Origin of the sequence: Burkholderia sp. S-53 (assembly GCF_025560745.1) — a bacterium.
GTDB classification, from domain to species: Bacteria; Pseudomonadota; Gammaproteobacteria; order Burkholderiales; family Burkholderiaceae; genus Burkholderia; species Burkholderia pyrrocinia.
Genome location: NZ_CP090484.1, coordinates 1,256,659 through 1,282,363 on the forward strand (window position 1 = coordinate 1,256,659; position 25,705 = coordinate 1,282,363).

General features: G+C 66.7%; 21 protein-coding genes. 9 read left to right on the plus strand and 12 right to left on the minus strand.

What is annotated here, in order from left to right:
- Nucleotides 1-197 precede the first annotated feature (197 nt).
- Complete coding sequence (locus tag LXM88_RS27750; RefSeq protein ID WP_262546061.1) at nucleotides 198-413, plus strand: hypothetical protein; 216 nt, start codon at nucleotides 198-200, stop codon at nucleotides 411-413.
- A 153-nt stretch (nucleotides 414-566) separates the two neighbouring features.
- Nucleotides 567-1,889 (plus strand): galactosyl transferase GMA12/MNN10 domain protein, encoded by a 1,323-nt coding sequence (locus LXM88_RS27755; protein WP_262546064.1) that lies wholly within the window; start codon nucleotides 567-569, stop codon nucleotides 1,887-1,889.
- A gap of 78 nt (nucleotides 1,890-1,967) precedes the next feature.
- Here the strand turns inward: LXM88_RS27755 and LXM88_RS27760 are convergent, their stop codons facing one another.
- From LXM88_RS27760 to LXM88_RS27785, 6 genes are all read right to left on the minus strand, one after another.
- On the minus strand, nucleotides 1,968-4,082 hold the full coding sequence (locus LXM88_RS27760) for a phosphocholine-specific phospholipase C (protein WP_262546067.1): 2,115 nt from the start codon (nucleotides 4,080-4,082) through the stop codon (nucleotides 1,968-1,970).
- 42 nt (nucleotides 4,083-4,124) lie between these two features.
- Nucleotides 4,125-4,328, minus strand: coding sequence for a lipase chaperone (locus LXM88_RS27765; protein WP_047902437.1), 204 nt, complete (start codon nucleotides 4,326-4,328; stop codon nucleotides 4,125-4,127).
- 322 nt (nucleotides 4,329-4,650) lie between these two features.
- Nucleotides 4,651-6,648 (minus strand): acetyl/propionyl/methylcrotonyl-CoA carboxylase subunit alpha, encoded by a 1,998-nt coding sequence (locus LXM88_RS27770; protein ID WP_262546070.1) that lies wholly within the window; start codon nucleotides 6,646-6,648, stop codon nucleotides 4,651-4,653.
- 39 nt (nucleotides 6,649-6,687) lie between these two features.
- Nucleotides 6,688-7,473, minus strand: a complete 786-nt coding sequence (locus LXM88_RS27775; RefSeq protein ID WP_262546073.1) for an enoyl-CoA hydratase/isomerase family protein — start codon at nucleotides 7,471-7,473, stop codon at nucleotides 6,688-6,690.
- A 17-nt stretch (nucleotides 7,474-7,490) separates the two neighbouring features.
- Entirely contained in the window at nucleotides 7,491-9,098 is a 1,608-nt protein-coding gene (locus LXM88_RS27780; RefSeq protein WP_262546099.1) for a carboxyl transferase domain-containing protein, read from the minus strand.
- A gap of 31 nt (nucleotides 9,099-9,129) precedes the next feature.
- A complete protein-coding gene (locus LXM88_RS27785) occupies nucleotides 9,130-10,311 on the minus strand; it encodes an isovaleryl-CoA dehydrogenase (RefSeq protein ID WP_262546101.1) in 1,182 nt (393 codons plus the stop codon).
- Nucleotides 10,312-10,481: 170 nt separating this feature from the next.
- On the opposite strand from LXM88_RS27785, the gene LXM88_RS27790 reads away from it, so the two are divergent.
- Nucleotides 10,482-11,228: a TetR/AcrR family transcriptional regulator gene (locus tag LXM88_RS27790; RefSeq protein ID WP_262546103.1), complete on the plus strand. Its 747-nt coding sequence runs from the start codon at nucleotides 10,482-10,484 to the stop codon at nucleotides 11,226-11,228.
- A 69-nt stretch (nucleotides 11,229-11,297) separates the two neighbouring features.
- Here LXM88_RS27790 and LXM88_RS27795 read toward each other — a convergent pair whose 3' ends face one another.
- On the minus strand, nucleotides 11,298-11,786 hold the full coding sequence (locus tag LXM88_RS27795) for a MarR family winged helix-turn-helix transcriptional regulator (RefSeq protein WP_262546105.1): 489 nt from the start codon (nucleotides 11,784-11,786) through the stop codon (nucleotides 11,298-11,300).
- 198 nt (nucleotides 11,787-11,984) lie between these two features.
- On the opposite strand from LXM88_RS27795, the gene LXM88_RS27800 reads away from it, so the two are divergent.
- From LXM88_RS27800 to LXM88_RS27820, 5 genes are all read left to right on the plus strand, one after another.
- Nucleotides 11,985-13,064, plus strand: a complete 1,080-nt coding sequence (locus tag LXM88_RS27800; protein WP_262546949.1) for an aromatic ring-hydroxylating dioxygenase subunit alpha — start codon at nucleotides 11,985-11,987, stop codon at nucleotides 13,062-13,064.
- Nucleotides 13,061-14,026: a PDR/VanB family oxidoreductase gene (locus tag LXM88_RS27805; protein WP_262546107.1), complete on the plus strand. Its 966-nt coding sequence runs from the start codon at nucleotides 13,061-13,063 to the stop codon at nucleotides 14,024-14,026. The genes LXM88_RS27800 and LXM88_RS27805 overlap by 4 nt, the downstream gene beginning before the upstream one ends.
- Before the next feature lie 48 nt (nucleotides 14,027-14,074).
- Nucleotides 14,075-15,136, plus strand: coding sequence for an aromatic ring-hydroxylating dioxygenase subunit alpha (locus tag LXM88_RS27810; protein WP_262546109.1), 1,062 nt, complete (start codon nucleotides 14,075-14,077; stop codon nucleotides 15,134-15,136).
- 158 nt (nucleotides 15,137-15,294) lie between these two features.
- The gene (locus LXM88_RS27815; RefSeq protein ID WP_262546111.1) at nucleotides 15,295-16,638 is read left to right on the plus strand and encodes an MFS transporter; all 1,344 of its coding nucleotides are present in this window, start codon (nucleotides 15,295-15,297) and stop codon (nucleotides 16,636-16,638) included.
- A gap of 101 nt (nucleotides 16,639-16,739) precedes the next feature.
- Nucleotides 16,740-17,834, plus strand: coding sequence for a porin (locus LXM88_RS27820; protein ID WP_262546113.1), 1,095 nt, complete (start codon nucleotides 16,740-16,742; stop codon nucleotides 17,832-17,834).
- Nucleotides 17,835-17,854: 20 nt separating this feature from the next.
- Here the strand turns inward: LXM88_RS27820 and LXM88_RS27825 are convergent, their stop codons facing one another.
- Nucleotides 17,855-18,289 carry a hypothetical protein gene (locus tag LXM88_RS27825; RefSeq protein ID WP_262546115.1) on the minus strand — a complete coding sequence of 145 codons (435 nt, stop codon included), beginning with the start codon at nucleotides 18,287-18,289 and terminating at the stop codon, nucleotides 17,855-17,857.
- A 415-nt stretch (nucleotides 18,290-18,704) separates the two neighbouring features.
- On the opposite strand from LXM88_RS27825, the gene LXM88_RS27830 reads away from it, so the two are divergent.
- Nucleotides 18,705-20,876, plus strand: a complete 2,172-nt coding sequence (locus tag LXM88_RS27830) for a TonB-dependent siderophore receptor (protein ID WP_262546117.1) — start codon at nucleotides 18,705-18,707, stop codon at nucleotides 20,874-20,876.
- A gap of 37 nt (nucleotides 20,877-20,913) precedes the next feature.
- Here LXM88_RS27830 and LXM88_RS27835 read toward each other — a convergent pair whose 3' ends face one another.
- The 4 genes from LXM88_RS27835 to manD form a co-directional block, all read right to left on the minus strand.
- A complete protein-coding gene (locus LXM88_RS27835) occupies nucleotides 20,914-22,203 on the minus strand; it encodes an MFS transporter (protein WP_262546119.1) in 1,290 nt (429 codons plus the stop codon).
- 124 nt (nucleotides 22,204-22,327) lie between these two features.
- The gene (gene yiaK, locus LXM88_RS27840) at nucleotides 22,328-23,344 is read right to left on the minus strand and encodes a 3-dehydro-L-gulonate 2-dehydrogenase (protein WP_262546121.1); all 1,017 of its coding nucleotides are present in this window, start codon (nucleotides 23,342-23,344) and stop codon (nucleotides 22,328-22,330) included.
- Between the two features lie 89 nt (nucleotides 23,345-23,433).
- Complete coding sequence (locus LXM88_RS27845) at nucleotides 23,434-24,465, minus strand: Zn-dependent oxidoreductase (protein WP_262546122.1); 1,032 nt, start codon at nucleotides 24,463-24,465, stop codon at nucleotides 23,434-23,436.
- A gap of 29 nt (nucleotides 24,466-24,494) precedes the next feature.
- Nucleotides 24,495-25,703 carry a D-mannonate dehydratase ManD gene (manD, locus tag LXM88_RS27850; protein WP_262546124.1) on the minus strand — a complete coding sequence of 403 codons (1,209 nt, stop codon included), beginning with the start codon at nucleotides 25,701-25,703 and terminating at the stop codon, nucleotides 24,495-24,497.
- Nucleotides 25,704-25,705: the final 2 nt, after the last annotated feature.

Sequence of the window (25,705 nt, forward strand, 5' to 3'; positions counted from 1 at the left end):
ACAAACGCTCATGCAATGATTTCCAGTTCAATAGAATTATTGAGAAATTAATTAGCAGAGAAAGTGGAATGCTGGTACTTGTTGCAAAACGACACGTCTGACGTCACGCAGCACCGGTTCGTACAATCCGTCGCCCCTAATCACACTACCGGTATTTCGTCGAGCCTCTGCGCGATATCAACCAAGAAGTCGCCGCCATGCTCGAGAAGAAACGCATCGCGTTCACCCATTCGCGCCTGCGCCGCTGTAGCGACACCGCCCTTGCCGAAGCAAGGAACGGCAGGGGCGTTCGCCGCCAGTTCGGTTATGCGATACTCCGGCGACCAGCCGCGCCGCCGGGTTGTCCGGCACTGTCGGCATTCAGGAACGGACAAGAAACGACCTCGCAGCAACGCTATTGGAAAAGAGACTGACAGAATGGAACGCGACGCCGCGCAAGTCTTCCGGACACGCCATGACGAACAAGGGTGGCCCGCACGGGAAAGCGTGCCCGTCCGCGATTTCGCGCTGAAAAAAACCGCGCGGATCACTCGCCATCACCCGCTTTCCGGGCTTCGGAGCGCACGATGATCGTCCTCAGCCATTTCAGTCACGACGCGCCCGCGAGCCTCGAGAATCACCGGCAGTACGCGCAGGCGCACGGGTATCGTCACGAATTCGTCGACGCCTCCGCGATGCCGCAGGCGCTGCCGTTGCGGCCGCTGCATCGCTACGAATCGCTGCTCCATGTGCTGCGCGGCGCGCAGCCCGACGAACTCGTGCTGCTGCTCAGCGAAGACGCGGCGATCATCGAACCCGTCGCGCTGGATCGCCTGATGACCGGGCGCGACATGCTGTTCGTCGACGCGTTCGCGCCGCCGCTGCCGCAAGTCGACGTGCAGGTCTGGCGCAACACGGCGGCCGTGCGCGCGATCGCGATGCGGCTCGTGCAGCGGTGCAAGCTCGGCAGCAAGCCGCGGCTGACGTCGGAGGCCGCGCTGTTCGCGGATCTCGACACGCATCGCTACATGACGCAGATCGACGGGCTGTATCCGGTCATGCCGGCCAGCCCCAACCTCGATCCCATGTGGAGCCGCGAACCGACGTTCGCGATCAGCATCGACGACACGCCGCACGATCCCGAACGGAAAGGCGCGACGCCCCGGTTTCGCGACACGCTAGTCGCGTACGTCAATCGATGCCGTGCCGCCGGCCGGCCGATGTTCTCGTTCGATCACGACGCAGCCGATGCACCGGACGAATCCGCCGAGCGCAGCACCTACAATCCCGGCCGCTCGATTGCGCTGATGATGCTCTATACGCCGAACATCGGCAGCTATGCGCGCATCGCCGAGCGGAATTTCCGGCGCTATTGCGACGCGCACGGCTATACGTTCTACGTACATCGCGACATTCCCGCCGAGATCGGACTGAACGCGACCGGCAACTGGTTCAAGCCCTGGCTGCTGCACGCATACCTGCAGCACCATGAATGGGTCGTGTGGCTCGACGCCGACGTGCTGATCGCGGACCAGCAGAAGGCGCTGGAGCCGCTGCTCGAAGGGCGCGACTGGCTGCTCGCACAGGATATCGGCCAGTGGGCGTTCAACTCGGGCGTGATGGCGTTCCGCCGCACCGAACGCAACGACGCGATGCTGCGCGACATGATGGCCACGATCGCCGCGCTGCAGGACAGGTCGAGCGTCTATGCCAGCGATGGCGACCAGCTGCATTTCATTCGTGCGATGGAGCGCGACGGGCAGTTGCACGGCGAAGGCGTGGCCGACCTCGTCACCTTCAACACGCCCTGGCTGTTTCGCCGCGCGGACAGCTACATCGTGCATTACTACGGGATGTGGTCCGCGATGCGGGCGCTGATGATGGCGCACGACGACGGGCTGCTGCGCTGACGCCCGCACCGCGACATCGACATCGCAAGCGCGTGCGCCGGCCGGATGCAACCGGCCGGCGGCACGTGCCGGTTACCCTCAGATCGGCGTAATCGTCGGCGCCACCGCGGCCGGATCGGTGATGCTGGCCTTGCCGGTTTCGACGTGCCCCGCGATGCGGCGCGTCCAGCCTGCATTCCCCGCAACCGCGAACTGCAGGTCGTACCAGTGGCTGCTGCACGACAGATCCCAGTGCGCTTCGACGCGCTGCCCCGCCGGAATCGTCAGCGTGCGTGCCGCCCCGCCATACGCGACATCGGTCGCCGTGACCGTCAGCGCGCTGCTGCCCGCATTGGCGAACGTCACGTAGACGTCGCCGTTCGCAGCGTCGTAGCACGCGGTGATTTCAGGCTTCGCGGCAGCGTCCGCGGCCGCCGATCCCGCAAAGCGCCGGAAATAGCCGTTCGGGCCCCAGACGCTCACCACGTAGTTGCCGTTCGCGTCGAGCGCCCACGTATCGGTCAACTGCTTGCCCGCTTCGACCGTGTAGCGGCGCGGCATCGCGGTGGCGTCGCCCGTATAGACCCAGAAGTGCGCACCTTGCGTGCCGGTATTCGCGAACGTCAGCGCGTAGCCTTGCGCCCCGAGCTGGCCGGTGACGTGCAGTTCGTACGGCAGCGCGCGCGCCGGCCGCGTGCCGGGCTCCTGCGCCGTCACGACCTGCTGCGCGGTGCTGGCCGGGGCGGTCTGCGACGACGCACGCGAGCATTGCAGGTCCGCCTGCGCGACATACGCCTGCGTGCTCGGCAAGGTCGGCAACGTCGCATCCGATTTCGAGAAGTCGAGCGCCGACGTCAGGTCGCCGCAGATCGCGCGGCGCCACGGCGAAATGTTCGTTTCCATCACGCCGAAGCGCTTCTCGATGAATTGCAGCACCGACGTGTGATCGAAGACCTGCGAGCAGACGAAGCCCCCCTTCGACCACGGCGACACGACGAACATCGGCACCCGCGGGCCAAGGCCGTACGGCAGGTTGTCGGCGGTATACGTGCCGGTCTGCGTCGAGGTCACGACGTTGTGCCGCTCGAGCGACACGTCGACGGTGCTCATGCCGGAGCCCAGCAGCGTCGGCGCCTGCGGCGGCACGACATGGTCGAAGAAGCCGTCGTTCTCGTCGTACATGACGAGCAGCACGGTCTTGCTCCACACGTCCGGATTGGACGTCAGCGCATCGAGGATCGTCGACAGGTAGTAGGCGCCGTACAGCGGCGTGAACTTCGGATGTTCCGAATACGCGGCCGGCGGCAGCAGCCACGATACCTGCGGCAGCGCATTCGCCTGCACGTCGGCCTTCAGTTGCGTGATCGGGCGCGTGCTCATCCCGCGCGTCTGCAGCGACGAACCGGCGGGCGCATTCACGAAGTTGTCGAAGCACGCCAGCATGTTCGTGCCGTAGTTGCCGGTGAAGTTGTCGAAGCCGGTGCCCTGCTGGTAGACCTGCCACGAGATGCCGGCCTGTTCGAGCCGCTCCGGGTAGGTCTTCCAGCTGAAGGGCGGCAACTTGATCTTGTCGAACTGGTTGTCGATGTAGTCGGTGTTGTCGAGCAGCGGGCCGCCGCCCGTGCCGAGCGGATCGACCATGCCCGTCATCAGGTACATGCGGTTCGGGTGCGTGTTGCCCGGAATCGAGCAGAAGTAGTTGTCGCACACGGTGAACGCATCCGCGAGCGCGTAGTGGAACGGGATGTCGTCGCGGACGTGGTAGCCCATCGTCATGTTGGACTTCTGCACCGCCCACTGGTCCGCGCGGCCGTTGTCGATCGCGCCGTGCGTCGTCGCCCACGTATGCGGCAGGCCGCCGATGCACTGCGCGTTGACGCCCGGGTCGGTCGTGTCGTAGCGGAACGGCGCGATCACGCTCGTCTTGTCCTCCTGCCGCGGCTGGAACCACACCGGCTTGCCGTTCGGCAGCGTGACCGGAAAGCGGTCGTTGTAGCCGCGCACGCCGCTCAAGTGCCCGAGGTAGTGGTCGAACGAGCGGTTTTCCTGCATGAACACGACGATGTGCTGGACATCCTGGATCGTGCCCGTCACGGAATTCGGCTCGATCGCGAGCGCCTTGCGGATCGATTCGGGAAGCAGTGCGGTGGCGGCGGTCGCGCCGGCGAGGCCGGCGGAGAACTTCAGAAAATCGCGTCGCGAATGGGTGGCCATGCTGGTTGCTCTTGATTGGATTTCTGGTTGGAACGACCGGTATCAGGAAGCGGGCGAGGATGCGGGCGCGGTGAAACCCGGCGGGCAGCGCATCTGCGCGGTGGCGACGGCGGCGCCGCCGCAGGCGGCCTTCTGCTGCGCGACGGGTGCGGGGTCTGCATTCAGATCGTCGCCGCAGGCGCTGAGGAGTGCTATCAGCGCAACCAGACCGACGACCGCGAAAGGCCGTAGGGCCGACGTTCGCATAACGTATCTCCGTGGATGTGATGACGTGACGCGGACGCGAATCCGCGTCGGTCATATCGACGGCGAGATGCTATGTTCGACTTGTTACACGACAGTGTCGAGTGTAGATGGACGTGCGGAGGGAGAGTGTGGCGCAGCAGGCCGCGCGTTCGACGGAAGTATGGGTTTCGCCGGAAAAACGTAATGCGATCGAAAGCCTCGTGCGGCGCCGGCGTGCCGATGCAATCGAAGCAGCACCTGTCGCAACCGCCTGCGTGCGGTGATTCGCGAAGCGGTTTTCACGGGCCGGCAGCCGCCGGCCCGCGTACGGCGAAAGCCTCGATCAGCCTTCCGCCATCATCAGCAGTTGCGCGCCATCCGCGACCTGGTCGCCGACGCCGTACAGCACTTCCGCGACGACGCCCGCGCCCGGCGCGCCGATCGTGTGCTCCATCTTCATCGCTTCCATCACGATCAGCGGCGTACCGGCTTCGACCTTCTGGCCGGGTTCGACCAGCACCGCGATCACCTTGCCGGGCATCGGCGCCGTCAAACGCCCGCCGCCCTGTTCGGTATCGCCCGCATGCGCGAGCAGGTTGCGCCATTCGAACGTCTCGGCCGCGCCCTGCGTGAACACGTGGAACGTGTCGCCGTCCGCATACACGCGGCCGCTGCTGCGCACGCCGCCGAGCGTCACGTCGAAATCGAGCGGCGTAGCGCCGCGCGTCCATGCGAACGGCTGCGCGGCCGCGTCGCCGGCCGCGATGCGCGCAACGGCGCCGTCGTCTTCGTATGCGACCGTCACGTCCGCTTCGCGATCGACCGCGCGCCATTCGAGCGTGCGGCGATAACCGCCGTTCAGTCGCCAGTCCGGCAGCGCGCCCCACGGCGACGCACCCGGTGCGGCCGCTCCGCGTTCGCGCGCGAGCAGCGCCGCGCAAGCGAGCGCGAGCGTCGCGCGCGGCGGCTGTTGCGGTGCGAACAGCGCGTCGTGGTTGCGCTCGATCAGGCCCGTGTCGAGATCGGCCGCCGCGAACGGCTCGCACGCGACGATCCGCTGCAGGAACGCGGCGTTCGTGTGCAGGCCGACCACCTCGCATGCACGCAGCGCGCGCAGCATCAGGCCCAGCGCTTCCGCGCGGTCCGCGCCGTGGACGATCAGCTTCGCGATCATCGGATCGTAGAACGGCGTGATCGCATCGCCTTCGCGCACGCCGCTGTCGACACGCACCGCTGCGCCGATGTCGAACTCGACGCCGTCCGGCAGCCGCAGGTGCTTCAGCGTGCCCGTGGACGGCAGGAAGCCGCGCGCGGGGTTCTCCGCGTAAAGGCGCGCCTCGAGCGCGTGGCCCTGCACGCGCAGCTCGTCCTGCTTCAGCGGCAGCGGCTCGCCGGACGCGACGCGCAGTTGCCATTCGACGAGATCGAGCCCGGTGACCATCTCGGTGACCGGATGCTCGACCTGCAGACGCGTGTTCATTTCCATGAAGTAGAACGCGTCGCCCGTCATGATGAATTCGACGGTGCCCGCGCCGACATAACGGACCGCGCGCGCGGCCGCGACCGCTGCCTCGCCCATCGCGCGGCGCAAGTCGTCGGGCAGGCCCGGCGCCGGCGCTTCCTCGAGCACCTTCTGGTGACGGCGCTGCACCGAGCAGTCGCGGTCGAACAGGTACACGGCATTGCCGTGCGTGTCGCCGAACACCTGCACCTCGACGTGGCGCGGGCGCGTCAGGTATTTCTCGATCAGCACGCGGTCGTTGCCGAAGCTGCTCGCGGCCTCGCGCTGGCACGACGCGAGCGCCGCCGGGAAATCGTCGGAGCGCTCGACCACGCGCATCCCCTTGCCGCCGCCGCCCGCGCTGGCCTTCAGCAGCACCGGGTAGCCGATCTCGTCGGCTTCGCGATGCAGGTAGGCCGTGTCCTGGTCGTCGCCGTGATAGCCGGGCACGAGCGGCACGGCGGCCGCGTGCATCAGCGCCTTCGCGGCGGCCTTCGACCCCATCGCCGCGATCGCGTCGACCGGCGGCCCGATGAACGCGATGCCGGCCGCTTCGCACGCATGCGCGAAATCTTCGTTCTCCGACAGGAAGCCGTAGCCGGGGTGGATCGCCTGCGCGCCGGTCGCGCGCGCGGCTTCGATGATGCGCTCGATGCGCAGATAGCTGTCCGCGGCCGCCGAGCCGCCGATGTGCACGGCTTCGTCGCACGCGGCCACGTGCTTCGCGTTCGCATCGGCGTCGGAATAGACGGCAACGCTCGCGATCCCGAGACGTTTGCACGTCGCGGCGACGCGGCACGCGATTTCGCCGCGGTTGGCGATCAGAATCTTGTCGAACATGGCTTCGGTTTCGTCCGGAAAGGGTGGATCACGACGACGTCATTCACGCCACGACGGCGTGCGTTTCTCGAGGAAGGCCGCGATCCCTTCGCGCGCTTCCGCGCCGGCGCGGGTGCGCGCGATCCAGTCGGCGGTCTGGTCGATCAGCGTCGCGTCGAGCGCGCGGCCGGCGACATCGGCGACGAGCCGCTTGCACGCACGCACCGCGTCGGGGCCGTTCGCGACGAGCGTCGCGGCCAGCTTCGCGACCGTTTCGTCGAGCGCGTCGGCCGGCACCGCGTCGTGAATGAAGCCGAGCGACGCAGCGCGCGCGCTGTCGAACACCTCGGCCGTCGTGAAGTAACGGCGCGCCGCGCGCTCGCCCATCGCACGCACGACGTACGGCGCGATCGTCGCGGGAATCAGCCCGAGCCGCGCTTCGGACAGGCAGAACTTCACGCCGTCGGCGGCAATCGCGATATCGGCCGCCGCGACGAGGCCCACGCCGCCCGCATACGCGTCGCCATGCACGCGCGCGATCACCGGCTTGCCGCAGCGATGGATCGCCTCGAGCATCCGCGCGAGCTTGCGCGCGTCGGCACGGTTCTCGTCGTCCGAGTAACCGGCCATCTTCTTCATCCAGTTCAGGTCCGCGCCCGCGCAGAAGGCAGTGCCTTCCGCCGCGAGCACGATCGCGCGCACGCCTTCGTGTGCATCGAGCCATTCGAACGCGGTGGTCAGCTCGGCGATCGTCGTCTCGTTGAACGCGTTGCGCACGTCGGGACGCGCAAGCGTGACGGTCGCCACGCGGTTTGCTTCGTTGACCTTGATGGTTTCGTATCGCATCGTCCGCTCCTTGCTCGTTACATCCGGAACACGCCGAAGCGCGTATCGTCGATCGGCGCGTTCATCGACGCGGCAAGACCGAGCCCGAGCACGTCGCGCGTCTGCGCGGGATCGATCACGCCGTCGTCCCACAGCCGCGCGCTCGCATAATACGGATGCCCCTGGCGCTCGTACTGGTCGCGGATCGGCTGCTTGAATGCTTCCTCTTCGTCGGTCGACCACGAACCGCCCTTCGCCTCGATACCGTCGCGGCGCACGGTCGCGAGCACCGACGCGGCCTGCTCGCCGCCCATCACCGAAATCCGCGCGTTCGGCCACATCCACAGGAAGCGCGGCCCGAATGCGCGGCCGCACATCCCGTAGTTGCCGGCACCGAACGAGCCGCCGATGATCACCGTGAACTTCGGCACCTTCGCGTTCGACACGGCCGTGACCATCTTCGCGCCATGCCGCGCGATGCCTTCGTTCTCGTACTTGCGCCCGACCATGAAGCCCGTGATGTTCTGCAGGAACACGAGCGGGATCTTGCGCTGGCAGCACAGCTCGATGAAATGCGCACCCTTCACGGCCGATTCGGAAAACAGGATGCCGTTGTTCGCGACGATCCCGACCGGATGGCCCCAGATGTGCGCGAAGCCCGTGACGAGCGTCGTGCCGTAGCGCGCCTTGAATTCGTCGAACTCGGAATCGTCGACGATGCGCGCGATCACCTCGCGCACGTCGAACGGCTTGCGCGTATCGACCGGAATCACGCCGTACAGGCTCTTCGCGTCGTAGCGCGGCAGCTTCGGCTCGCGCAGCGCCACCGGCGACGCGATCTTCGGTGCGAGATGATCGACGATGTTGCGCGCAATCGACAGCGCATGCGCGTCGTTCTGCGCGAGATGGTCGGCCACGCCCGACAGGCGCGTGTGCACGTCGCCGCCGCCGAGATCCTCGGCGCTCACTTCCTCGCCGGTCGCGGCTTTCACGAGCGGCGGCCCGCCGAGGAAAATCGTGCCCTGGTCCTTCACGATGATCGACTCGTCGCTCATCGCCGGCACGTACGCGCCGCCCGCCGTGCACGAGCCCATCACGACGGCGATCTGCGCGATACCCGCCGCCGACATCGTCGCCTGGTTGAAGAAGATGCGGCCGAAGTGATCGCGATCGGGGAATACGTCGTCCTGGTTCGGCAGGTTGGCGCCGCCCGAATCGACGAGGTACACGCACGGCAACCGGTTTTCCGCGGCGATTTCCTGCGCGCGCACGTGCTTCTTCACCGTGACCGGGTAGTAGGTACCGCCCTTGACCGTCGCGTCGTTGCACACGATCACGCACTCGCGGCCCGCGATCCGGCCGATCCCGGTGATGACGCCCGCACCCGGCGCGTCGTCGTTGTACATGCCGTTCGCCGCGAGCTGCGACAGCTCGAGGAACGGCGCGCCCGGATCGAGCAGTTGCGCGATGCGGTCGCGCGGCAGCAGCTTGCCGCGCGACAGGTGCTTGTCGCGCGCGGCCTGGCCGCCGCCTTGCGCAAGCTGTTCGATCTTCGCGCGCAGGTCGGCGACGACCGCCTCGAGCGCCGCGGCGTTCGCGCGGAAGTCTTCCGAACGCGGGTTCAGTCTGGATTCGATGATCGGCATCGACGGGGCTCCGTTCGCGTATCGTGGGGCGTTACATCGTTTCCGCGAACAGCTCGCGGCCGATCAGCATCCGGCGGATCTCGCTCGTGCCGGCGCCGATTTCATAGAGCTTCGCATCGCGCCACAGCCGGCCGACCGGGTATTCGTTGATATAGCCGTTGCCGCCGAGGATCTGGATCGCCTCGCCGGCCATCCACGTCGCCTTCTCGGCCGTATAGAGGATTACGCCCGCGCAATCCTTGCGCACCTGGCGGATGTGGTCGCTGCCCGCCGAGTCGAGATGGCGGCCGACTGCGTACAGGTACGCGCGGCATGCCTGGAACGTGGTGTACATGTCGGCGACCTTGCCCTGGATCAGCTGGAATTCGCCGATCGCCTGGCCGAACTGCTTGCGGTCGTGGATATACGGCACGACCGCATCGAGGCACGCGGCCATGATGCCCGTCGGGCCGCCCGACAGCACCGCGCGCTCGTAGTCGAGGCCGCTCATCAGCACCTTCACGCCGCCGTTGAGCTGGCCGAGGATGTTCTCTTCCGGCACCTCGACGTCCTGGAACACCAGCTCGCCCGTGTGCGAGCCGCGCATGCCGAGCTTGTCGAGCTTCTGCGCGACCGAGAAGCCCTTCATCCCCTTCTCGACGATGAACGCGGTGATGCCGCGCGAATTCGCTTCGACGTCCGTCTTCGCGTAGACGACGAGCGTGTCGCAATCGGGGCCGTTGGTGATCCACATCTTCGTGCCGTTCAGCACGTAGCGATCGCCGCGCTTGTCGGCGCGCAGCTTCATGCTGACGACGTCGGAGCCGGCGTTCGGCTCGCTCATCGCGAGCGCACCGATGTGTTCGCCCGACACGAGCTTCGGCAGGTATTTCTGCTTCTGAGCCTCGGTGCCGTTGCGGTGGATCTGGTTCACGCACAGGTTCGAGTGCGCGCCGTACGACAGGCCGATCGACGCCGATGCGCGCGAGATCTCCTCCATCGCGACCATGTGCGCGGTGTAGCCCATGTTCGAGCCGCCGTATTCCTCGGCGACCGTCATGCCGAGCACGCCGAGATCGCCGAACTTCTTCCACAGATCCATCGGAAACTGGTCGGTGCGGTCGACTTCCGCCGCGCGCGGCGCGATTTCCTTCGCCGCGAACGTCGCGACGGCATCGCGCAGCATCTCGATGTCTTCACCGAGCATGAATTGCACGCCGGGCAGGTTGATCATGTCTCCTCCGTCTCCAGAAAGTGTGTCGCATGCACCGATTTCTGAGTTTCGCTCAAATCGAATGAATGCGTCGATTCATTGACCAATACAGCGGAAATTTTGCACAGTTTCGCGCCTCGTCGGGTTCGGCGTCAATAGTTTTTTGAGTGACACTCAGATATCATGCGGACATGACAGCCGCTACCGCCGACACCATGACCGCCACCGTCAAAGCCGACCGCGCCGACACGCCGCGCGCCCCCGCCGGGCGCAAATCCCAGCAGCGCGTGCAGGACATCCTGCGCGCCGGTCGTGAAGTGTTTGCCGAAAAAGGTTACGAGCACGCGACGGCCGCCGAGATCGCGCAGCGCGTGGGCGTGTCGGAAGCGACGGTGTTCAGCTATTTCCGCGGCAAGCGCGAGCTGTGCGCGCGCGTCATCGCGGATTGGTACGACGAAATCATCGCCGCGTTCGAGCACGGGATGCCGCAGGATGCGTCGGTGCAGCAGCAGTTCGCGTTCATCGTGCGCACCCACCTGCGGCTGATGCTCGTGAACGGCACGGGGCTGTGCGCGCTGGTGCTGTCGGAAGGCCGCGCGAAACAGCACGCACTGAGCGACGAGCTCACCGCGCTTCAGCGCCGCTACACGGCGCCGCTGATGGACGTGCTCGCGCGCGGCCAGGCGGCCGGGCAGGTCCGCGCGGACCTGCCGCTGAGCCTGCTGCGCTCGATGGTGTTCGGGCCGATCGAGCACGTGCTGTGGGATGCGATCCTCGGGCACCGCAAGCTCGATACGGAAACGACGGCCACGCAGCTGGTCGACATGCTGTGGGCCGCCGTGCAGCCGCCCGCGCCGGAACAGGCGGCGCTCGTGCGCTTCAGGAACGAAGTCGCGGAAGCGGTGCGGCGACTGGAAGGGCAAGCGTCACGCCCGTAATGCAGGCAGGCGGCGCGAAGCGCCCGCCGCCTTGCCGCATCTCCTCTTCCATCGCGCGGAAATCAGCCGCTACGACTCCTCGCCGACCCGCAGCGGCGCGCGGCTCTGCTCGTTGTTCAAATGGACGAACTTGCGCAACAGCCGCATCAGTTCCTGCGAATCGTCCTCGCCCATGCCGTCGAACAGGCCGGCACGCAGTTCCTTCACCGACGGAATCAGGTGCGTAAGCAGTTCGACGCCCGCCGGCGTCAGCAGCAAGCGCCGCTGACGCCGCGGCAGCACTTCGCGAACGATCAATCCTTTCGCTTCGAGCCGCACCGCGAGGTCCGCGGTCGTCGACGTGTCGAGCGCCACCCGCTGCGCGAGCGTCACCTGATCGAGCCCCGGACACTCGTACAGCATCCTCAGGACCGCGTACTGCACCGGCGTCACGTCCCGGCCCAGCTTCTCGTAGAACATCGCAACCGCGATCTGGTGTGCGCGCCGGATCAGGTGCCCGGGTTCGTCATACAGATCGAGCGGGAAAGCCGGCACGTCGGCGGGATTCGTTTTTTCCATGAATGAGTCGATGACATAGGCGGCGCACGCCGTTGCGTGCGCTCGCGGCATGGCGCTGCCTCGCGCCATTTCCCGGGAAAACCAGTATACCGCCCGCCTTGCCCCTGCCAATCTCAATGAGTACACTGAATCTCATTCAGTACACGGAATGAAGAACTGCCGCGTACCAGCGGCACCGCCCCGAAGGAGACGATGAACGTGTTTCTCAAGAACGCTTGGTATGTGGCCTGCACGCCCGATGAAATCGACGGCAAGCCGCTGGGCCGCAGGATCTGCAATGAATCGATGGTGTTCTACCGCGGGGCGGACGGCCAGATCGCCGCGCTCGAGGATTTCTGCCCGCACCGCGGCGCGCCGCTGTCGCTGGGATTCGTGCGCGACGGCGTGCTCGTGTGCGGCTATCACGGGCTGGAAATGGGCTGCAACGGCAAGACAGCCGGCATGCCGGGCCAGCGCGTCGGCGGATTCCCGCCGATACGCAGCTTCCCGGTGGTGGAGCGGTACGGATTCGTCTGGGTCTGGCCGGGCGATGCGTCCGCAGCCGATCCCGGCAAGCTGCCCGTGCTGCCGTGGGCCGAAGATCCGGCCTGGGCGCACGGCGGCGGCCTGTATCACATCCGTTGCGACTACCGGCTGATGATCGACAACCTGATGGACCTCACGCACGAGACCTACGTGCATGCGACGAGCATCGGCCAGAAGGAAATCGACGAAGCGCCGCCGAAGACGGCCAGCCACGGCGACGAAGTCGTCACGAGCCGCTTCATGGAGAACGTGATGCCGCCGCCGTTCTGGCAGATGGCGCTGCGCGGCAACGGCCTCGCCGACGACGTGCCGGTCGACCGCTGGCAGATCTGCCGCTTCACGCCACCGAGCCACGTGATGATCGAAGTGGGCGTCGCGCATGCGGGCCACGGCGGCTACGACGCGCCGGCCGCCCTGAAGGCGTCGTCGATCGTGGTCGACTTCATCACGCCCGAGACGGACACCTCGATCTGGTACTTCTGGGGGATGGCGCGCAACTTCCGGCCCGACGATCGCGCGCTGACCGCCGAGATCCGCGAAGGCCAGGGCAAGATCTTCGCCGAGGATCTCGAGATGCTCGAGCGCCAGCAGCTCAACCTCGAGAAGTGGCCGGACCGCAAGCTGCTCAAGCTCAACATCGACGCGGGCGGCGTGCTGTCGCGCAAGGTGATCGAACGGCTGCTCGCCGACGAAAACGCGTCGAATCCGCAGCGGCCCGTGATTCCGCTCGCGCACATCAAGGAGGCGTCATGAGCGCCGCGACGCTGACGGTCCGGGTGGCCCGCAAGTGGCAGGAAGCGCGCGACATCTGCGGCTTCGAATTCGTCAGCGACGACGGTTCGCCGTTGCCGAGCTTCGACGCCGGCGCCCATATCGACGTGCATTTGCCGGGCGGGCTCGTGCGCCAGTACTCGCTGTGCAATCACCCGGAGCAACGCGATCGTTATCGGATCGCGGTGCTGCGCGATGCCGAGGGCCGCGGCGGGTCGCGCGCCATGCACGACGAAATCCGGCAAGGCGACCTCGTGCGGATCGGCATGCCGCGCAATCAATTCCCGCTCGCCCCCGACGCACCGCACCACCTGTTGCTTGCGGGCGGGATCGGCGTCACGCCGATTCTCTGCATGGCGGAACGGCTGTTCTCGTCCGGCATGCCGTTCGACATGCACTACTGCGCGCGTTCGACCGACCGCATGGCCTTCGTCGAGCGGATCGGCGCAGCCGGGTTTCATGACCGCGCCCGCTTCCATGTCGACGACGGCGCTCCCGCGCAACGCTTCGACCTGGCCGCCGTGCTCGCCGCCGCGCCCGACGGCACGCACCTGTACGTATGCGGCCCGCGCGGCTTCATGGATGCGGTGCTGAACGCAGCGCGCGAGCGCAACTGGGCCGACGCGCGGCTGCACTACGAGTTCTTCGGCGGCGCCGTTGCGTCGTCCGGCGCGGATCGCGCGTTCCAGGTCCGGATCGCGAGCAGCGGCAAGGTGATCGACGTGCCGGCCGCATGCACGGTCATCGCGGCGCTGGCGGCCCACGGCGTCGACGTACTGACGTCGTGCGAGCAAGGCGTATGCGGCACCTGCGTGACGCGCGTGCTGCAAGGCGAGCCCGATCATCGCGATTCGTACCTGACGGAAGCGGAACAAGCGGCCGGCGATCAGTTCATGCCGTGCTGTTCGCGATCGCGAACCGACCTGCTGGTGCTCGACCTGTAGACGGACCGCCCGACACGCGGCGGCCAACCACAATACTGGAGACGATCAATGGAGCAAGATGCCCGACCACCGATCAATACTACTAAATTTCCGATCGACCGATGGTGGGTCGCCGCGCTGTCATCCGAACTGACGGACAAACCCGTCGCCCGCACCCTGCTCGGCCGCCCGGTCGTCCTGTTCCGGCTGCCGTCAGGGGAAGTCGGCGCACTGGAGGATCGCTGCTGCCACAAGTCGCTGCCGCTGTCGTGCGGCTCGCTCGAAGCGCGCGGCCTGCGCTGCGGCTACCACGGCCTGCTGTTCGACCGCGGCGGTACATGCGTGGAGATTCCCGGCCAGGACCGGATTCCGGCGAAGGCGTGCGTATCGTCGTATCCGGTGCAGGAACAGGATGCCATCGTGTGGATCTGGATCGGCGCCGACGCGCACGCCCGACCGACCTGCGCGCCGCCGCGCTATGCGTTCCACACGGATCCGCACTATCGGTTCGGCGGCGGCAACTACCATTACGACGCACCGTATCAGCTGATTCACGACAACCTGATGGACCTGAGCCACCTCGGCTATGTCCACCTGAAAACGATCGGCGGCAACGCGCCGCTGCACATGGGCGCGGAAACCCGCGTCAGCACCGACGGCGATACGGTGACGCTGGTCCGCCGGATGCCGGATTCCGACCCGCCGCCGACCTACACCGCCGCATGGCCGTTCGAGGGCCGCGTCGATCGCTGGCAGGAAATCGAATTCCACGTGTCGCACATCCGGATCTGGACCGGCGCGATGGACGCCGGAACCGGCGACCTGCTCGATCCGGCGCGCGGCGGCTTTCACATGCGCGGCTTCCACGGCATCACGCCCGAGACGGACACCACGACGCACTACTTCTGGACCGTCGCGACCAATCCGCAACACGATGTCGAACGCGTCGCGCAAACGGTCATCGCGCAATCCGCGGCGACGTTCGACGAGGACAAGACCGTGATCGAAGCGCAATACCGGAATCAGAGGCGGTTTCCGGGCGGCCGCCAGATCGACATTCACGTCGACGCGGGGCCCAATCGCGCACGGCGCGTGATCGAGCGGCTGCTGCTGCAACCCGAACCCGCATAACCATCGCGCCGGCGCGCGAACGACGCCTGCCGGTCGCGGCGGGCGTTCCCCGGGGTTGCCCGTCGACCCGCGCATACGCTGTCGTCCCATTCGCTACTGCCGGCTTCGATTCCATCCCATTTGATTAGTCATACTATATTTTATGAAGGATCTTTGACGTGAGCGCAAATATCCGCAATACGATCGACGCATCCCCGATGAGCGCGTTCCAGACGATGGCTGTCACGGCCTGCGTCGTGCTGAACATGCTCGACGGGTTCGACGTGCTGGCCATCGCATTTGCCGCGCCGCATCTGGCGGCCGAATGGAAACTGAGCGGCAAGGAAATCGGCCTGCTGCTGAGCGCCGGGCTAGCCGGCATGGGCATCGGCTCGGTGCTGATCGCGCCGCTGGCCGACCGGGTCGGCCGCCGCCGCATCATCCTGCTCTGCCTCGCCGTGATCTCGACCGGGATGCTCGCCTGCGCGGCCACGCACAGCACGCTGCAACTCGCAGTCGCGCGTGCCTATACGGGGCTCGGCATCGGCGGCATGCTCGCGAGCCTGACCGTCATCAGCGGCGAGTACGCATCGAACAAATGGCGCAGCGCCGCGATCGGCATGCAGTCGACCGGCTACGCGATCGGCGCCACCGCCGGTGGCGTCATCGCCGGTTACCTGCTGTCGGTGTGGGGATGGCGCAGCGTGTTCGCGTTCGGCGGCATCCTGACCTTGATGGCGATCCCGATGGTGCTCGCGCTGCTGCCGGAATCGCTCGACTTCCTGCTGGCGCGGCGTCCGGACAACGCGCTGCAGAAAATCAACCGCATCCTCGCGAGAATGAAGCGCGCGCCGATCGACACGCTGCCGGCTGCGACTGCTTCCATCGACACGGCGCACCCCGCGTCGGGCTGGACGGCCGTGCTGCGCGCCCCGCTCGCGCGCCGCACGATCGCACTGTGGATCGCGTTCTTTCTCGTGATGGGCAGCTTCTACTTCGTCGTGAGCTGGACGCCGAAACTGCTGGTCCAGGCCGGACTGTCGGCGTCGCAGGGCGTGACCGGCGGCGTGCTGCTCAATCTCGGCGGCATTGCGGGCGCGTCGCTCTTCAGCCTGCTGTCGACGCGCTTCGGCCTGCGCAACCTGCTGGGCGCGACGCTGCTGCTGGGCGGCGCACTGATGGTCGTGTTCGGCATGAACACGGGCGCCCTCGGCATCGGGATGACCGTCGCGGTGTTCCTCGGCGCCGTGATCAATGCGTGCGTGGCCGGCATGTATGCGCTGTCGCCGACGCCGTATCCCGCCGAGATCCGCACGACCGGCATCGGCCTCGCGGTCGGCATCGGCCGCCTCGGCGCGATCCTGTCGCCGATGACGGTCGGTGCGCTGCTGGACGACGGCTGGTCCGTGTCCCATCTCTATCTCGCGTTCCTCGTGCCGATGGCCGGCGCGGCGATCGCCGTCGCCGTGGCGGGCGCGCGCACCGCGGCACCGCACCGGCAACGCGATCCGGCGATGTCGTAACGCGCGACGCCCGCAGTCCTGCCGAGACCCGTCGGTATCCCGGACATGTCCGGGTCATCAAAAAATCAATAAGCATATCTACATACTGTTTGGAGACAGCCATGAAAACAAAACTGGGCGTCGCACTCGCGACGGCGATGGCGCTGGCCGGACCGGCCTGCGCGCAAAGCAGCGTCACGCTGTACGGGATCATCGATACCGGCGTGTCCTACTACAACAACGCCGCGCACGGCGGGTCGTTCACCGGGATGCCGACGCTGACCGGCGAGGTGCCTTCACGCTGGGGCCTGAGAGGCACGGAGGATCTCGGCGGCGGCTACCAGGCGTTCTTCGTGCTCGAAAACGGTTTCCAGCCCGGCACCGGCGCGCTGAACTACGGCGGGCGCCTGTTCGGGCGGCAGGCGAACGTGGGCGTGAACAGTCCGTTCGGCGCGCTGACCCTCGGCCGCCAGATGAACATGTCGATGATCGTGCTGACCAATGCCGACGTGATCGGCCCGTCGATTCATTCGATGGCGGATTTCGACTCCTATCTGCCGAACGCGCGCAGCGACAATGCGATCGGCTACAAGGGCACGTTCCACGGCGTGACGCTCGGCGCCACCTACAGCTTCGGCCGCGACGCGGCCGGGCCGGCGGGACCGTCGGCGACGGGCTGCGCCGGACAGGTGCCCGGCGACATCGTCGCGTGCCGTCAATACACGGCGATGCTCGCGTATGACGCGAGCAATTTCGGGCTGGCCGCATCGCACGACGTGATGCGCGGCGGCGGCGGCGCGCTCGCGCCGCTGAACAATCCGGCGTATACCGACACGCGCGACATCGTCGTCGGCTACGTGAAGATCGGCCCCGCGAAACTGGGCGCCGGGTGGATCCGCCGCAACCTCGCGGCGGCCGCACACCTGCAGGCCGACATCGTGTTCGCCGGCGGCACATACTATGCGACGCCCACCCTCGCGCTCGACCTGCAGGGCGTACGCTACCTGCAGCGTCGCGAAAACGGCGAAGGCGGCACGAACGCCACGCTGCTCGTCGGCCGCGCGAACTATTTCCTGTCGAAGCGGACGACCGTCTATACGTCGGTGGGCTACATGTTCAACAGCACGCTGGCCGCGAACGCGGTCGCCGCCGGCGGGACGGTCGGCACCGGGATGAATCAGCTCGGCGTGATGGCCGGCATCCAGCAGAAGTTCTGAACCCCGGCCCCCGCGCTACCTCAATCGGCGAGCCGGCAATGCGAGAGCTTCAACCCCGGCAGCACCGGCGCGTCGATATAGCCTTCGTTCACGCAACTGAACCGGAAATTCGCGGATGCCGTGAACGGCTTGATCTCGCCGCCGGGGAATTTCGGTTTCAGCGCGTCCTGGTCGGCCACGTCGAAGTGCGTGTCGAACTGCCCGCCATCGGTCGTCAATGCGCCGAAGTACGTGCCGCCCGGATCGCTGCCCATCCGGATCACGGCGCCGACGAACGCGAGGCGCTTGCCGTCGTATTTCGCCTTTGCGGCGGCCATGTCCTGCGTATAGGCCTCGATCACGGCGCTGTAATGCGCGTCGATCGCGGCTTCGGCACAAACGTTCTGGCTGACGCCCGCCAGCATCGCGCACGCGGCCAGCGCGGCCGCCGCGAACGGCGCGGAAATCTTCTTCATTGGGTGGTCTCCCGTCAAGCGTGGTGGTTGAAGTGATTGAAGGCGGCGCTACGCCGGTTGCGTGGCACAACGCCGGATGGTTTCGCTTCCGTTGCTTTAATCGTTCGAATGGCGGAACACGGCTGCGATCACTTCACCACCCGCATGGTCGAGTGCGGTGCGGTGCGTCGCGCTGAACGCGACGCGACAGGAAGATGACATGGTGCGGCCCCCGGCTCTCATTGAATTTCACTGCGTCTGATTTTGGCCGCTACGGTAGCAGACGGTCGAAGGCCCGGCAACCAAGGCACGCGCACTACCGATCATCTCATTACAATTGCAAATGATTCTCATTCCATATATCATGCACGCCCCGGTTGCGGCGAAACGCTGCGGCCCGCGACACGATCCTTAGCACTCCGTCCTGCATCGATTCATGCCATCCCGTCGAACGCCCCGCCGCACCCGGACTCTTCGTCCGTGGCGTACAAGCCTGCCTGCCCTGATCACCCTTTGCGTCGCCAGCGGCGCGCATGCCGACGCCGAACCCGCAGCGTCCGCATCCGCCTCAACGCCCGCCACACCCGCCGAACGCGAACTCCCGGCCATCAGCGTCAACGCCTCGGCGGCTGTCGATCCGACGATCGGCTATCAGCCGCGCAGCAGCAGCATCGCGGGCGGCAGCGACCGCCCGCTCAAGGAGATTCCGCAATCGGTCGCGGTGGTCAGCAGCAGCGTGATGCAGGACCAGCAGGCGCGCTCGCTCGACGACGTGCTCGGCAACATCAGCGGCGTCACGCAGACGAACACGCTCGGCGGCACGCGCGACGCGTTCACCAAGCGCGGCTTCGGGTCGAACAACGACGGCTCCGTGCTCGTCGACGGCGTGCGCACGCCGGTGCTGCACAGCTATCTCGCGACGATCGACCGCGTCGAGGTGTTGAAAGGCCCCGCTTCGCTGCTCTACGGGATGCAGGACCCGGGCGGCGTGATCAACCTCGTCACGCGCAAGCCGGAAGACACGTACGGCGGCTCGATCTCGGCATCGCGCACGAGCCACGGCGGCAGCAGCGCGCTGTTCGATCTCACCGGCCCGCTCGGCAAGCCCGGCCAGGTCGCGGGCGGCACGCTCGCGTTCCGGCTGACCGGCGAATACGACACGAGCCGCTACTGGCGCAGTTTCGGCCGCCAGCGCGACGCGCTGATCGCGCCCGCGCTGTCGTGGCACGACGCGAACACGTCGGTCGACGTCAGCTACCAGTACGTCGATTACACGACGCCGTTCGATCGCGGCACCGTGCTCGTGAACGGCCAGCTCGACGACGCGCTGCGCTACCGCCGCTACGAAGAAGCGTGGTCGCAGAGCAGCGGCATCCAGGAAACGCTGCGTGCGCGCATCGAGCACCGCTTCTCCGATGCGTGGCGCGTGCGCGCGACCTACGGCTGGGGCCGCGACCGCTACGACCAGTACATCACGCGTGCCAACACGTTCAACAGCAGGACGGGCGCAATGACGCGCTCGTCCGATGCGAATCTCGGACGCAACGATTCCGACCAGATCGCAACGCTCGGCGTGCTCGGCAACGTGACGCTTGCCGGGATGAATCACGCGATCTACATCGGCGGCGAATACGAGCGGCAGCGCAGCTTCCGCGGCGACACGATCCGCGGCAAGGCGACGACGGGCTTCAATCTCTACGATCCCGTGTACGGCCTGCTCGCGCCGGGCGGCACGCCCAACCCGAAGCAAAGCGATTCGCGCTCGGTGGTGCATGCGTATTCGATGGTCGTGCAGGACTCGGTGAAGCTCACCGAGCGCCTCACCGCGGTCGGCGGGCTGCGCTGGGAAAACTGGCAGCAGGAATCGGGGATGGGCCGGCCGTTCGTGTTCGCCGACCGTTCGCGCGGCAACGTCTGGCTGCCGCAGTTCGGGCTCGCGTATGCGCTCACGCCGGCGCTGACCGCGTATGCGAACGTCAGCCGCTCGTTCAAGACGAACGTCGCAACAAACGTCGCCGCGCCGCTTGCGCCGGAATACGGCCGCGTGCTCGAAGCCGGATTGAAATTCAGCGTGAAGCCCGCGATCACGGGCACGCTCGCGATATACCAGATCGACAAGCGCAACGTCGCGGTCACGAACGGTGACATCACGTCGACGATCGGCACCGCGCGCTCGCGCGGGATCGAACTCGACGTCGCCGGGCAGATCACGCGTCACCTGAGCGTGATCGGCAGCTATGCGTACACGAACGCGAACAATCGCGACAGCAACACGCCGCTCGTCAACGTCGCGCGCCACACGGGCAGCCTGTTCGCGGTGTACGACACAGCGATCGCGAACTTGCCCGGCCGCTGGCGCTTCGGCGGCGGCGCACGCCTCGTCGGCACACGCTCCGGCGACACCGCGAACAGCTTCACGTTGCCCGGCTATGTGACCGTCGACGCGTTCGCTGCCTACGAAACGACGATCGGCAAGTTCCCGACGCGCTTCCAGCTCAACGTGAAGAACCTGCTCGACAAGACCTACTACCCGTCGAGCAACAACAACCTGATCATCGCGGTCGGCGAGCCGCGCCTCGTCACGCTGACGACGACGGTATCGTTCTGACGACCCGGCGCAGCCGGAAGCCGGGCCCGGCTCGACGTCATTCCGCCGTCGGCGGACAGACCCGGTAGAACACGACGCTGCACAGCAGCAGGAAGCCGGCAAGGATCGCCATGCCGGTCCGGATGCCCGCATAACCGATGATCATCGCGCCGAGGATCCCCGACAGGCTCCCGCACGCGTTGATCAGCGCGAGGCCGGCCGCCGCGGCCGCACCGGACAGCACGCGCCCCGGCAGCGTCCAGTAGATCGGCATCAGCGACAGGATGCCCGACGTCGCGACGGTCAGCATGATCAGCGCGAGCCAGAAGCTGTCGTGCGCGACCGTCGCGACGAACAGGCCGATGGCGGCCAGCGCGACCGGCACCACGCCGTGCCTGCGCAGCCGCCCGGACCGCTCCGCGAACTTCGCGTTCACGTACATGCAGATCGCCGCGACGCCGAACGGGATGGCCGTGAACAGCCCGACATTCAGGCTGTTCGCAACGCCGGCGTCATGAAACAGCGTCGGCATCCAGAACGTCAGCCCATAGAATGCGGTGTTGAAGAGGATCATCACGACGATCAGCGCATAGATCTTCGGCGTCCGGAACGCATCCGCGACGCGATGCGATTTGAACGCCGCCTCCTTCGCGACATTTGCCTCGATGATCTGCTTCTCGCGCGGCGTCAGCCAGTCGACGTCGGCCGGCCGGTTCCGCAGCAGCGCCAGAATCACGACGCCCAGCACCGCGGACGGCAGCCCTTCGAGCAGGAACAGCCACTGCCACCCCCGGATGCCCGCCACGCCGTCCATCGTCTCCATGATCGCGCCGGACAGCGGCGCACCGAACACGACGGCAATCGGCAACGCCATCAGGAACAGCGAATACATGCCGCTCTGGCGCCGGGCGGGCAGCCATGTGTTCGTGTAATACATCACGCCCGGAACGAAACCGGCCTCGCACACGCCAAGCAGGAAGCGCAGCGAATAGAACGCGGCCGCGTTCCGCGAGAAGATCATCAGGGTCGACACGATCCCCCACGTGATCATGATCCGCGCAATCCATGCGCGTGCGCCGACCCGGCGGAGGATCAGGTTGCTCGGAATCTCGAACAACATGTAGCCCCAGAAGAACACGCTCGCGCCGAGTGCGAAGGACGCATTCGTCAGCCCGAAATCGGCCGCCATCTGCAGTTTGGCAAAGCCGATGTTCACGCGGTCCAGATAGGACATGATGAACCCGAGGAAAAACAGCGGGACGATCCTCAGTATCACCTTCCGGTACAACGCGTCTTCGTGCAGTGCTTCGGTGCTTGCGCCGAGCGCAAGCGTGACGTCCGCCTTCATGGTCAGTTCTCCAGACTAAAACAAGAACCTCGGCGGCGATGGGATCGATCCGTACGCCGGTTCGTTTCACATGCTCGTGGCGGGCCGGGTTGCGTGCCGGCGCCGCGTCACGGATTCGGTGGCCTCACTGCTGCGCGAGCGCGAGCACGTCGGCCCAGATGCCGTCGTCGACGGCAACGCCGTGCTGCCGCTGGTCGATGCGGGTCCGCAGCGCGCTTTGCCCCGGATACAGCACCTCGTCGCTGTCTTCCGCGACTTCCGACGTATTCACGTAATCGGCCACGCCGTCGGCGACCTCGTTCGTGAACGCTTCGCCGCCCAGCTTGCGCGGGTCGATCAGGATGAACACCTGCGAGCAGCCGGTGCAGCTGCCCTGCTGCACCGCATCGATCCCGTTCGTCGCCAGCCCCTCCGACAGCACGGCGGCCAGCACGTCGAGCATGATCGCGAATCCCGAGCCCTTCCAGTAACCCATCGGCAGGATCCGCATCGACGCCTCGATCGGGCCGGGCTCGACGGTCAGCTTCCCGTCGCTGTCGAAGCCGGCGGGGAACGGCATGTTCTTCCCCTTGAGGCGGGTCGCCTGCAGTTTTCCGTACGAGTACTGCGACATGGCCATGTCGAGCACGATCGGGCCCTTGTCCCGCGGCACCGCCATCACGAACGGGTTGTTGCCGACGCGCGGCTTTTTGGCGCCCCAGCCCGGCATGCAGGATTCGGTATTCGTCCAGCAGATCGCGATGTAGCCGCGATCCGCCGCGTGCCAGCCATACGTGCCGCCGCGCATCCAGTGCGTCGTGTTGCGCAGCGCGACGATGCCGACGCCCTGCTCGGACGCGATCGCCATCGCGCGCTCGGTCGCGGACAACGCATTGAGAATGCCGGGGCCGCGGTTGCCGTCCAGGATCTCGATCGCGCCGAAGCGCTTGACCGGCGTGGGCACGCCTTGCAGATTCACCCAACCCTTGCGGACGTAGTCGACGAAGCGCGCGACGCGATTGATGCCGTGGGAATTGACGCCGTCGCAGGTCGCCTCGGCATGCACCCGTGCGCAGACGCCCGCGTCGTGCTCGCTCATGCCCGCATTCAGGAGCGCGAGATAAATGGCGCCCTGCAACTCCTCGAACGGAATTCGAATCATCTTGCGTGTCTCCTGAAGTTCTTGTGGTGCGGTTCGATCCGGAGCCGGATGCCGCCGCCCCGGCTCGCGGCGCGAGCCGGTATCGCTCGTCAATCGCCCGCGAAATCGAGCAGGATCTTGCAGCTCTCGGCAGGCCGCTGCTCGGCCATCTCGAACGCCTGCACGACGTCGCGGAAGCCGACCTTGTGCGTGACGATGTGCTCCGGCTGAATCAGCCCGCGGCCGATCCAGTCGATCACTTGCGGGAACATCGCGCAATTGAGCCGTGACGCGGCGAGCGTGAGTTCCTTCTTCGTCAGCTCGGCCTGCACGATCGCCGACGGTTCCGACGAGAAGCCGAGCACGCCGATCCGGCCCGCTGGCGCCGCGAGCCGCACGGCCTCTTCCAGAATCGACGGATGACAGACCGCATCGAAAATCAGCGTCGGGCCGCCGTCGACGCCGCGCTTCTCCAACGCTTCCGGCAACGACTCGACGCTCGTGTTGATGACCTCGTCCTCCGCCGCGCCGCACTTGCGCGCGAGCTGCAAGCGCGCGTCGAGCCGGTCGGTGATGAACGCGCGGATGCCGTACACGCGCTTGAGCACCTGCAGGATCGTCAGCCCGACCGTGCCCGCGCCATAGATCAGCGCGACATCGCCCGGCAGCACGCCGGTGCGCGACGTCGCATTCGCGGCGACCGCGAACGGCTCGACGATCGCCGCGCAGGTATCGGCGATCTCCGCCGGAATCCGGTAGGCATTGCCGGCCGGCACGCACGTATACTCGCTGAACCCGCCGTCGCGATGCACGCCGAGCACGGTCAGGTGCCGGCACACGTTGCGCCGGCCGATCGTGCACGCATGGCAATGCCCGCAGCTGATCACGGGATCGACCGCGACGGTCTCGCCGAGCCGCGCCGCATCGACGCCCTCGCCGACCGACTCGATCGTCCCGACGAATTCGTGGCCGATGATGCGCGGATACGACACGAACGGATTCTTGCCGTGAAAGATGTGCAGGTCCGACCCGCAGATGCCCGCATAGCGGACCTTCACGCGCACTTCGCCGGCGGCGGGCGCGGGCAGCGGCACGTCGCGCACGCTCATGCTGTTCGGACGATCGACAACGACGCTCAACATTTCGGTTCTCTCCTTCGGTTCTTCGCCGCTCACCAGTTCCACATCGACCCGTCGCGCAACCGGGCGACCGGCAGGTACGCGCGCTCGTACGGATACTTCGCGGCCAGCGTCTCGTCGATGTCGACGCCGAGGCCCGGCACGTCGTCCATCACGAGATAACCGTCCTCGAAGCGGTAGCTGTGCGGAAACACTTCATCGGTCAGCTTGTTGTGCGGCATCAGTTCCTGGATGCCGAAGTTCGGCGCCCACAGCCCGAAATTGACCGCCGCCGCCATGCAGACCGGCGACAGGTCGGTCGCGCCATGAAAGCCCGTGCGCACCTGGTACATCGCTGCGTAGTCGGCGATGCGCCGCACGTGCGTGATCCCGCCCGCGTGCACGATCGTCGCGCGGATGTAGTCGATCAGCTGGTCGCGGATCAGGTCCTTGCAATCCCAGATCGAGTTGAACACTTCGCCGACCGCGAGCGGCGTCGTCGTGTGCTGGCGGATCAGGCGGAATGCGTCCTGGTTCTCGGCAGGCGTCGCGTCTTCCAGCCAGAAGAGGCGATGCGGCTCGAGATCGCGGCCGAGCCGCGCGGCCTCGATCGGCGTGAGGCGGTGATGCGCGTCGTGCAGCAGGTGCGGTGCGTCGCCGACCGCGTCGCGCACCTTGCGGAACAGTTCCGGCGTATGGCGCAGGTAGAGCGCGGTGTCCCACGGCTCCTCGGGCGGCAAGCCTTTTTCGGCGGGTTCGTATGCGCCCGCGGTCTTGCCGACGCCGTACACCTTGTCGAGCCCCGGCACGCCCGACTGCACGCGGATCGCACGAAAGCCTTCCTCGATGTGTGCGCGCACCGCGTCGACCGCTTCCTCGTGATCGCGCCCGTTCGCGTGGCCGTACACCATCAGGCCGTCGCGGCTCTTGCCGCCGAGCAGCTGGTAGACGGGCATGCCCGCGAGCTTGCCCTTGATGTCCCACAGCGCCATGTCGATCGCGGCGATCGCCGTCATCGTCACGGGGCCGCGCCGCCAGTACGCGCCGCGATACAGGTATTGCCAGATGTCCTCGATGTTGCGCGGGTCGCGGCCGACGAGACACGGAAACACGTGATCTTCCAGATACGCGCGCACCGCGAGCTCGCGCCCGTTGAGCGTCGCGTCGCCGAGACCGTAGACGCCTTCGTCGGTCACGATCTTCACCGTCACGAAGTTCCGGCCCGGACACGTGACGATGGTCTGCAAGCGTTCGATTTTCACTG

Excerpts from the sequence above, each read along its gene's own strand:
- LXM88_RS27760 (WP_262546067.1), bottom strand. The coding sequence starts at position 4,082 with ATGGCCACCCATTCGCGACGCGATTTTCTGAAGTTCTCCGCCGGCCTC.
- LXM88_RS27780 (WP_262546099.1), bottom strand. The coding sequence starts at position 9,098 with ATGCCGATCATCGAATCCAGACTGAACCCGCGTTCGGAAGACTTCCGC.
- LXM88_RS27835 (WP_262546119.1), bottom strand. The coding sequence starts at position 22,203 with ATGAAGGCGGACGTCACGCTTGCGCTCGGCGCAAGCACCGAAGCACTG.
- LXM88_RS27805 (WP_262546107.1), top strand. The coding sequence starts at position 13,061 with ATGAGCGCCGCGACGCTGACGGTCCGGGTGGCCCGCAAGTGGCAGGAA.
- LXM88_RS27825 (WP_262546115.1), bottom strand. The coding sequence starts at position 18,289 with ATGAAGAAGATTTCCGCGCCGTTCGCGGCGGCCGCGCTGGCCGCGTGC.
- LXM88_RS27765 (WP_047902437.1), bottom strand. The coding sequence starts at position 4,328 with ATGCGAACGTCGGCCCTACGGCCTTTCGCGGTCGTCGGTCTGGTTGCG.
- LXM88_RS27820 (WP_262546113.1), top strand. The coding sequence starts at position 16,740 with ATGAAAACAAAACTGGGCGTCGCACTCGCGACGGCGATGGCGCTGGCC.
- LXM88_RS27775 (WP_262546073.1), bottom strand. The coding sequence starts at position 7,473 with ATGCGATACGAAACCATCAAGGTCAACGAAGCAAACCGCGTGGCGACC.
- LXM88_RS27845 (WP_262546122.1), bottom strand. The coding sequence starts at position 24,465 with ATGTTGAGCGTCGTTGTCGATCGTCCGAACAGCATGAGCGTGCGCGAC.
- LXM88_RS27810 (WP_262546109.1), top strand. The coding sequence starts at position 14,075 with ATGGAGCAAGATGCCCGACCACCGATCAATACTACTAAATTTCCGATC.
- LXM88_RS27790 (WP_262546103.1), top strand. The coding sequence starts at position 10,482 with ATGACAGCCGCTACCGCCGACACCATGACCGCCACCGTCAAAGCCGAC.
- LXM88_RS27750 (WP_262546061.1), top strand. The coding sequence starts at position 198 with ATGCTCGAGAAGAAACGCATCGCGTTCACCCATTCGCGCCTGCGCCGC.
- LXM88_RS27830 (WP_262546117.1), top strand. The coding sequence starts at position 18,705 with ATGCCATCCCGTCGAACGCCCCGCCGCACCCGGACTCTTCGTCCGTGG.
- LXM88_RS27755 (WP_262546064.1), top strand. The coding sequence starts at position 567 with ATGATCGTCCTCAGCCATTTCAGTCACGACGCGCCCGCGAGCCTCGAG.
- LXM88_RS27785 (WP_262546101.1), bottom strand. The coding sequence starts at position 10,311 with ATGATCAACCTGCCCGGCGTGCAATTCATGCTCGGTGAAGACATCGAG.
- LXM88_RS27770 (WP_262546070.1), bottom strand. The coding sequence starts at position 6,648 with ATGTTCGACAAGATTCTGATCGCCAACCGCGGCGAAATCGCGTGCCGC.
- LXM88_RS27795 (WP_262546105.1), bottom strand. The coding sequence starts at position 11,786 with ATGGAAAAAACGAATCCCGCCGACGTGCCGGCTTTCCCGCTCGATCTG.
- yiaK (WP_262546121.1), bottom strand. The coding sequence starts at position 23,344 with ATGATTCGAATTCCGTTCGAGGAGTTGCAGGGCGCCATTTATCTCGCG.